At 39.5% G+C, this 8,983-nt stretch carries 6 protein-coding genes and 1 pseudogene; 6 read left to right on the top strand and 1 reads right to left on the bottom strand.

Going from position 1 to position 8,983, the window contains the following annotated elements; translation table 11 throughout:
* Nucleotides 1-862: 862 nt before the first annotated feature.
* The gene (locus H5202_RS15040) at nucleotides 863-3,241 is read right to left on the bottom strand and encodes a DNA polymerase II (protein WP_182772790.1); all 2,379 of its coding nucleotides are present in this window, start codon (nucleotides 3,239-3,241) and stop codon (nucleotides 863-865) included.
* 135 nt (nucleotides 3,242-3,376) lie between these two features.
* Between H5202_RS15040 and dinG the strand changes: the two genes are divergently transcribed.
* The 6 genes and pseudogenes from dinG (at nucleotide 3,377) to H5202_RS15010 (ending at nucleotide 8,865) form a co-directional block, all read left to right on the top strand.
* Nucleotides 3,377-5,452 (top strand): ATP-dependent DNA helicase DinG, encoded by a 2,076-nt coding sequence (gene dinG / locus H5202_RS15035; protein ID WP_182772788.1) that lies wholly within the window; start codon nucleotides 3,377-3,379, stop codon nucleotides 5,450-5,452.
* A gap of 8 nt (nucleotides 5,453-5,460) precedes the next feature.
* Entirely contained in the window at nucleotides 5,461-6,234 is a 774-nt protein-coding gene (locus H5202_RS15030; RefSeq protein ID WP_182772787.1) for a TSUP family transporter, read from the top strand.
* Nucleotides 6,231-6,893: a primosomal replication protein gene (locus H5202_RS15025; protein WP_182772786.1), complete on the top strand. Its 663-nt coding sequence runs from the start codon at nucleotides 6,231-6,233 to the stop codon at nucleotides 6,891-6,893. The genes H5202_RS15030 and H5202_RS15025 overlap by 4 nt, the downstream gene beginning before the upstream one ends.
* Nucleotides 6,894-6,902: 9 nt before the next feature.
* Nucleotides 6,903-7,616, top strand: coding sequence for a DUF2057 domain-containing protein (locus H5202_RS15020; RefSeq protein ID WP_182772785.1), 714 nt, complete (start codon nucleotides 6,903-6,905; stop codon nucleotides 7,614-7,616).
* On the top strand, nucleotides 7,616-8,533 hold the full coding sequence (locus tag H5202_RS15015) for a histone deacetylase family protein (RefSeq protein WP_259397335.1): 918 nt from the start codon (nucleotides 7,616-7,618) through the stop codon (nucleotides 8,531-8,533). The genes H5202_RS15020 and H5202_RS15015 overlap by 1 nt, the downstream gene beginning before the upstream one ends.
* A 104-nt stretch (nucleotides 8,534-8,637) precedes the next feature.
* Nucleotides 8,638-8,865, top strand: a pseudogene (locus tag H5202_RS15010) (late competence development ComFB family protein).
* Nucleotides 8,866-8,983: the final 118 nt, after the last annotated feature.

The raw sequence follows: 8,983 nt of genomic DNA, 5'->3' as shown, positions 1-8,983 counted from the left end.
AGTTAATCAATCGTAATAACTAGATCTGTTAATAAAAATGGACAGGTGTTTTTTTTTACACTTTAAAACAATACCTTACAGCTAGTCGTTTTTTATGCACATAATTGACTAAATCTAAATTTAAAATTGTAACATTCTGTTTTTTAGTTATTTTTCCTATGAAGTAGGAATTTATTATCACTAGTAGCAAACATAAAAATGTTAACTGTTAATAAATATACATATTGCTTAGTAGTTTTTAACATTTTATCGATGTGGTGAGATAACATAAACATTAGCAATCAGTTGTTAATGTTAGCCGTTAATACCTCCCTTTCCATGCCATGACTTGTTAATTAATTCAAACATCAAAATCATTTTTACGCTTACAACATCAACAAAAAGTTGTTAAGTCGAGTTCACAGACTTAGCTTTGTACATTTAATATTTCAAATATTAATTACATAATGCTTGATGCGATCAACAACACGTTATCGTGATAGAAGTTAACGTCCAATCCATATATGTTTTCAATTGAATAATTGAGTTAGCTAGCTTCGATCCCATTACTACCTCGAACTCAACTTGAGAATATTTGCTATTTTGAGGATAAAACAATGAGTTTCTCGTTTTTCGACAACTCAGTAATTATCACATTTCAGTCGTAAACTCAGCAGATTCAACCAGAACATTTCCTTAACTCGTCTTTTTGAAAATCAGCTTGGTTCAACTCATTGTCATAATCTTTTGTTATGGCAATAAGATGAATTAATCCAAAGCATGATAGTAAATTATATGGTTAGTTTGTTTGTGAAGACTTAATCAAAATACGTCGACATATTAATGTCTGTGTTTTAAGTTTATTCGATGAAAATGAGTTAATTTACAGCAATAAAAGTTGATTGTTTACCAGTGAATCAAAGCTATGACCACACAACTGCAGAATGGGCTCTGCGATGGGTTGGATCTGTTTGCAAATGTAGTATTCATAGTCAATATTTTGTGGTTTTGCTTCTATGGCTTGTGCACCAGTGAGTGTCATTATATATCGGATCTGTTGCCCTTTTCTGGTAACGCTTAAGTCTCCGAGTAGATCGGCAAGCTGTTTAGCGGCTTTAACATGAGGTGACGATTTTGCGGTATAATCTTCGACATTGCGTCTTAATCGTTTTTTAAAAATAAGTTCATTGTCTCGAGCACCGCATTTAATTGCCGCCAGCTCGTTACTTAAATAATCTATAACGTCCTCGCCCTTGAAAAATAATTCATATAAATGGTATTGCATCCTTCGGGCAATAGGGCTCCAGTCGCTTCTTACCTGCTCCATACCTTTAAAAGTCAGTGTTAACTGTTGCTGATCGTTTAACACTGCACCGACATAACGTTTTTTGCTGCCCTCATCTGAGCCCCTTAAGGTAGGCATAATAAATTGTTCAAAGTGAGTTTCAAATTCCAGCTCAAGATAACTGTCTAATTGATATTCTTCTGCGCACCATGCAAGCCAACGTTCGGTTATTGATACAGAAAGATGTTTTCCAACCGCTTGGATATCCTTAATCCCATGATCATCCCCTAACCACACAAAGGTCGAATCGGTGTCACCATATATCACTTGATAACCGCACTCTTCTATCCATTTCTTAGTGAGTTTCATAATTTGATGACCGCGCATGGTAATTGAACTGGCTAACTTAGCATCATGAAAAACACAGCCTCGAGAGCCTAATACACCATACAATGAGTTCATAATAATTTTTATCGCTTGCGATAAGGGCGCATTTCTATCTCGTTTGGCCAGTTCTCTTTGCTCTGCAAGGCTGGCAACTAGTGCAGGTAAAATAGGCGATTGCCGGCTAAATTGAGCGCCTAAATATCCAGCCACTGTTGTTTCGTCACCTGTGACTTCACTAGCGTATAATCCTTCAACTAAGCCTTTGGGATCGATAAGAAATGTTCTAATAATCGACGGATATAGACTTTTAAAGTCTAATACTAAAACGTCTTTATAATAACCCGGTATAGAGGACATGACATACCCGCCAGGGCTTTCTAAGCCATTACTGGCTGGATGTGCAGGGGCCACAAAACCACTTCGATGCAAGTGAGGTAGATACAAATGATAAAATGCAGCAATCGATGCGCCCACTCGGCCGAACTCTAACCCCGTTAGTTTGGCGCGTTCAAGAGCAAAATCTAACAACTGTGTTTTTTCAAATATATCCCACACTAGCCGGCAGTCAGTGATGTTATAAAAGGCCAGTGCATTTTTATCTTGTTCAAATAAATGAGTAATTTCTTGGCCACGATTTTCTACATGGTCAATGGCTTTACCTTCGGCTAATAACTGCCTCGATACCGATTCTAACGAAAAACTATCAAACTGATAAAATGCCGCTTTAAGCCAATCAATTCCATCCAACACCACACGTCCTGGTAAAGAGAGTGTTTCAGGCCGATATTTGTCAGCCACTTTCCAACTCAGTTCGGTATTGCCTCTACCAATTAATAATGGAATGTTAAGTAAAGCACAGCGTTTGAACAATAAAGCTAAATCAAAGGTCACTACTGCCCAACCGATAATAATATCGGGGTCATAGCGGCTAAACCACGCTATTAATTGATGTATCAGTTCAATCTCATTTTTTACCCAAACAATAAAATCATGACCTTGTGCTTGCGGTTCGCCCACCATAAAGACGCATTGATAATCGGCACCATATAAACCGACTGAATAAAGTTCCCCTGTAAAACTACACTCAAAATCCAGTGAAACCATTTTCAATGGAATATCGACTAGCTCGTTGCTGGGCATTTTTCTGGCCCGATTAATCGATAACAAAGGAATAGTTGGAGCTGAATTATTGGCTTGAAAATTTCCTGAGCATTCAATGTCTAAGGCGATAAATCGTTCAATTAGGTAGCGTTGCTCAGGCCTAATATCGGCTTCAAATAAGGTAATACCGATATCACTAGCAATACGACCAAGTAATTTCAATTGAGTATTTGATTTAAGATACAGCGCACTGATAGGTTCATGTGCAAAACTCATCAATGATATCGTCTCAGCCTTAAGAGCGAAGCCGACTTTTTGACTTAATTGATCCACATCTTGCTGACGACAGAAACAGATCACTTCACTGTGATACAGTTCAGCTAATACAGGTCCTTCAGCGGTTTTGATATAATATTGAAGGACCAATTGTCCATGCCGATAAATAGCATGGCGAGTTAATACTCGTCCCTTCACATGGGTATTAGTCATTGGATAATCTGTTGGCTTCACAACGGGTTTGAATTCCTGCACAAGTTTACTCAATTTGATTTATTACTTCGTGGCATGCTAATTCACTGTTATTATGTACAGCATAATTCAGTCTATGTAGAAATCATACTTCCTATGCTACCGGATAACATAAAAAGTCAAATTCGCACCATTTACAAAGAAATTGCAGCCTCTATGCCGCAATTTCGTTCTCGTCGCGAACAAAACTATATGGTAGCTGAAATATCCAAAACCTTAGCGGGTGAGTATGACAAAGACCGCCGTATTATTGTCGTTGAAGCAGGTACTGGCATTGGCAAATCATTATCATATATTTTAGGCACAATCCCTTTAGCTGTAGCGAGTAAAAAAAAGGTCTGTATTGCCACCGCAACCGTGGCACTTCAAGAACAATTACTCCACAAAGATCTACCTCATTTTTTACAGCAATCAGGTATAGAGTTTAAATTTGGTTTGGTAAAAGGTCGTCAGCGCTACGTATGTTTAGCCAAACTTGAAGCCATGATAGGGGCACAAGACAGCTCACAAATTGCCATGTGGCAAACAAAACCCGATCAAAGTCAAATTAACGAATTACAAAAGTTGCATCAAGATTTTCATCAAAAACGCTGGAATGGTGAAATTGATACCTTAAAACACCCTATTCCTGATTTTTTGTGGCAACAAATTTGCTGTGACAAGCACAGCTGTCATCGTCAAGTTTCTGCGCACCATAATTGTCCGTTTCACAAAGCCCGTGAAGATGTCGATACATGGGATGTATTAATTGTAAATCACAGCTTGCTATTTGCTGATTTAGAGCTTGGCGGTGGCGTTATTTTACCTGAACCAGAAGACATGTTTTATGTCATCGACGAAGCACATCACTTGCCGATTGTTGCTAGAGATTTTTCCAGTGCTCAAGCCACACTGCGTGGGGCATGCGATTGGTTGGAAAAAGCATCCAAAACCTGTTCTAAGTTACAAAATCAACTAAAAACCACTCATATCATAGCTCCAGTACAAGCAATGCTTGATTACACCACCGAGCTAACCAATTTACTGACCCAAGTTGCTCATTTTTGTGATACCCAGCCGCAGTTATTCGCTAACCCTGAATCCAGACTTCGTTTTGAACATGGCCAATTGCCTCAATCATTATTAATACAGGCAGAAAATCTTGCCACGGCTTCAGGGTCGGCAGTAAAGCAATTTAATAAAGTAGTATCAGTGTTAAATGAAGCAATTAAAGATGGTGAAGTGCCCAAACATCAGTCGGAAGGGTTGTTATCGGAGACCGGTTTTATCTTACAACGGCTGGATAACTTGCATAAATTGTGGAAGATGATGGCCAAAGAAGACAGTAAAAAAGGCGCACCTATGGCACGTTGGGCTGAATTAATTACTGGTAAACAACAAGATTATTTGTTTTGCTCATCGCCAATAGAAGTCGGCTTTATGCTTGAATCTATGTTGTGGCAAAAAGCCGCTGGAGTGGTGTTGTGCAGTGCAACGCTTAGAGCCTTAAATAATTTCAATCATTTCGCCCACCAAGTCGGGTTATCAATGAACGATGGCAGTCGTTTTTTAGCATTACAGTCACCTTTTGATTACGAAAACAATGCAACTTTGTTCATTCCTCAAATGGTTAATGAACCAACTGACGATAATTATACTGCCGAAATAGCAGAACATATTGTGGCATTAATTGATGGTGAAATGGCCACATTAGTGCTGTTTGCATCATATTGGCAAATGGATAAGGTCGTTGAATTAGTTGAAGGAAAAATCCCTAAAGATCAGCTTTTTGTTCAAGGCGCGATTCCGCGTCAACAAATATTAGAACAACACAAAAAACGCTGTGATGACGGTCTACCCAGTGTAATATTTGGCACTGGCAGTTTTTCTGAGGGGCTCGATTTACCGGGTGATTACTTAACAAACTTAATCATTACCAAACTTCCGTTTGCGGTCCCAACCTCACCAGTAGAACAAGCTCACGCAGAATACCTAAAAGTAAAAGGCGGTAATCCTTTTTTACAGCTGACAATTCCTGATGCTTCACGTAAATTAGTCCAAAGTTGTGGGCGATTGTTACGAAAAGAGCAAGATTATGGCCGAGTGACCATTTTGGACCGTCGTTTGGTCACTAAACGTTATGGCAAATCATTAATTGATGCCCTTCCTCCTTTTAGACGTGTTATTGAATAGGTATTTAGTTGGATTTATTATTAGACCCTAGCCATTGGGCTATATTAGCGGTCATCGGTATATTTGCTGGTTTTATTGATGCCATTGTTGGCGGTGGTGGGCTTCTGTCTATTCCTGCATTACTAACAGTAGGTATTCCACCACATTTAGCTTTGGGGACCAATAAACTAGCCGCTTGTTTTGGCTCTCTTACTTCAAGCTACACCTTTTATAAACAACATTTATTTAACCCTGCATTATGGAAAGCGTGTTTTTTTGCCACGCTGGTAGGATCTATTGCAGGTTGTGGTTTAGTTTTTCTGATTGACCCCAAGTGGTTAGACAAAATATTACCGCTGCTGATCATTAGCATCGTTGTTTACACCTTATTTAGCCCCAAAGCGATGGGTGACAAAAATATCATTGCCCCCAAATCTCGTTCACCAAAATACAAACAGATTAGCCAAGGATTTATTTTAGGTGGCTACGATGGTTTTGCTGGACCTGGCATTGGTGCTTTTTGGACGGTGTCGTCCATCTCGTTGCATAAACTTCCTTTATTACACAGCTGTGGATTAGCAAGAGTAATGACTGCGGTGAGTAACATTACTGCACTCATTATCTTTGCATCCATGGGACAAGTGCAATGGATGCTCGGCTTATGGATGGGGGTATGCATGATGGCAGGCTCATTTATCGGCGCAAGAAGTGCTATTCGATTTGGGATTCCTTTTATTAAGCCAATATTCATTATTATGGTATTGTCGATAGCAGTTCATCTTACGTGGAGTGCATGGGCATGAACACCCAACAATTGGTCTCAATGTTAAAGCAGCAGCTCGCGCAGCTTGAACAAGACGCATTAATACACGACCAGAATTTAGCACCTTCACAACGACAATCATTACAAGAAATTGAGCGATTTAACAGTCAGTTGTTTGCCCAACAAGGAGCCCAACTAAGCCCTTGTATCATCCAGTTACGTCAAGATATTAAACAACTCGAAAAACAGCTTTACCTTAAGTTGGGAAGTAATGTTATCCAACTTAGTTGCAATCGTATTCAAGACCGATTTAGTGCATTACGCAGAGCATTGCTGACCACTCATATCAATCTTAAATCCGAACAACAGCGTAAAGCCAGTAACCGGGCTCGATACGCTAAAAAACAACAGCAAGCAATACAAGACAGCGGATTTGGTTGGATAGCCAGCAATGTGATGCAAAACAGCCATCAACTCTACGCCGAACTCAATAAACATTTAAATTGGGCAAAAAAAATAGAACAAAAAATACAACAAATGGAAGCATCTCTTGAATTCTGTCATAGTGATGACAAAATAAAACTGCAAAATGATATTCTGTCAATGCATCGCCGTTTAGGTAAGTGCAAACAAGCAACCAGTTATATTGAAGAGCGTATTCAACTTTTTGAACGACCTCGCCAAAGTTACCCACGTTAAGGAGCAACAATGAAATCTTTATTTACCACAAGTGCGCTTTTGGCATTTTTAACATCATCATCAGTCTTAGCCGCTAATTTAACCATTCCAATGTCTTTTGAATACCTAGCGCTTGATGGTGCAGAAGTTGAAACCAGTATGTTCAGCCATCAATCGGATTTAGCGTTAACCAATGGCACCCACAAAATTGCTGTTCGTTATCATGATGTGGTTGATGACTCCTTTAGTGACAGTCAATCATTCGTAAAATCGACGCCTTTAATTGTCACGTTAACGGTTGATGGCGATCATCAATATCTGTTGCAACCTGCTGACGGAGACATTATCAGGAATCCAAAAGCATTTGCCAAAAAACCACAAATCAACATTAAGCGCCAAGATAATGCTGCGGTAACTTACACCGTTGAACAAACTAGTTTTACTGAAGATTCATTTATTACTAACCTGTTTAACAATAAAAACCAACATGATATTGAAACCCTTTCTGCATCAGCTACGGGTAACGGTAGTCAACCTATACAATCATTAGCTGTCAAATCAGATATTGAAACGGCTACCATGAGTGCTCCAGCTATCGCATCCGTGCCAGCAGCAGTGCCAGCAGCAACAGCTCAGCAAAAACCTACAGCGGCCCAAGCAGAACAAATGCTGCAATATTGGTGGTTACAAGCCGATGACAAAACGCGTAAAGAATTTATGGGCTGGGCAATAAAGCAACTTTAATGTTGGTGTCGATCCCTTTTGTTTACCACGCCAGCTATTCACAGCTGGCGTTACCTAGCATCCATCGCTTTCCAACTACTAAATATCGTAATTTATACCAGCATGCGCTCAAACAACAATTGTTGTTTGAGCAGTATCGCCATACGCCAACGCCAATATCAAAAGAGACACTCTATACTGTGCATTGCCCACAGTATGTAGAACAATTTATCAATGGCACCTTAGACCACAAAGCCCAAAGACGTATTGGCTTCCCATGGAGCACAGAGCTAGTCACCCGTACTTTACATGCCGTCAATGGCACCCGTTTGTGTGCTCAATTAGCGCTTGAATATGGAATTTCTGTCCATCTAACCGGTGGTTATCATCATGCGCACTACGATTTTGGCAGTGGTTTTTGCATTTTTAATGACTTAGTTATCGCAGCGAGATCAACCATTGACTCAGGTAAAGCGGATAAAGTACTCATTTTTGATTGTGATGTTCATCAAGGTGATGGAACCGCGACTCTGACTCAAGGCCATTCAGATATCATCAGTTGCTCGATTCACTGTGCACAAAATTTCCCGTCCCGAAAACAACAATCTGACCACGATATCGCTCTGGATAAAGGGTGTACTGATAAACAATACCTTGAACACATACAACAAATTTTACCTTACTTGATACGCATCCATCAGCCAGATCTGATCATATATGATGCGGGGGTCGATATTCATCAACATGATGACCTGGGATATTTCGCTATTTCAAATCAAGGTATTCTCGACCGTGATAAACAGGTAATATCGATAGCAAAAATGCATAACATCCCACTTGCAGCAGTAATAGGTGGAGGCTATAGTCGTAGTGAAGCAGAATTAACGATCCGACATAGCCAATTGTTAGTTGCAGCCAATGAATTATGGTCAACATAGTGTCAGGCAATACAAAACCAACAATAATGCATCACTAAATTAAACAAACATATCGACACTGATGAATATGTCGATAACTCAAACTGTCTCAATGGAGCGTAATAATGCAATTAGAGATCCGAAACTATTATGAAGTTCTATTAATGGAAATGCTGCGAGATGAAGGCTTAATGGAAGAGTTGCCAGAAGAATACTTGGCGGATTTATGCTGCGTAACGCTGAATCAGTTACCCGTTAGGTACAGTTGCCATTTGGTTGGCACGTAATTCTTCGAAAATTATCCAGAATTAAAACGAATGAAAACCGAAATAAGTGAAGCTCTTGAACGTTAGAGACAATTACTTAAAGTAAATTTGCAAAAACGCTTAAAGGAAGAAGCTGAGCTAGCTGCGGCACAACAGTAATTTCACCGGCATGAGCTGATGTTTGCCATTAACTGATGTTTTACGG

The sequence above is a fragment of the Shewanella sp. SG41-4 genome (genome assembly GCF_014164505.1).
In the GTDB taxonomy this organism is placed as follows: domain Bacteria; phylum Pseudomonadota; class Gammaproteobacteria; order Enterobacterales; family Shewanellaceae; genus Shewanella.
Note: the sequence above shows the minus strand (reverse complement) of the source record. Positions and strands in the feature narration are given on the sequence as shown.

Bases quoted from the DNA above. Each gene is read 5' to 3' on its own strand.
- H5202_RS15040 (WP_182772790.1), bottom strand. From the start codon at position 3,241: ATGACTAATACCCATGTGAAGGGACGAGTATTAACTCGCCATGCTATT.
- dinG (WP_182772788.1), top strand. From the start codon at position 3,377: ATGCTACCGGATAACATAAAAAGTCAAATTCGCACCATTTACAAAGAA.
- H5202_RS15025 (WP_182772786.1), top strand. From the start codon at position 6,231: ATGAACACCCAACAATTGGTCTCAATGTTAAAGCAGCAGCTCGCGCAG.
- H5202_RS15020 (WP_182772785.1), top strand. From the start codon at position 6,903: ATGAAATCTTTATTTACCACAAGTGCGCTTTTGGCATTTTTAACATCA.
- H5202_RS15015 (WP_259397335.1), top strand. From the start codon at position 7,616: ATGTTGGTGTCGATCCCTTTTGTTTACCACGCCAGCTATTCACAGCTG.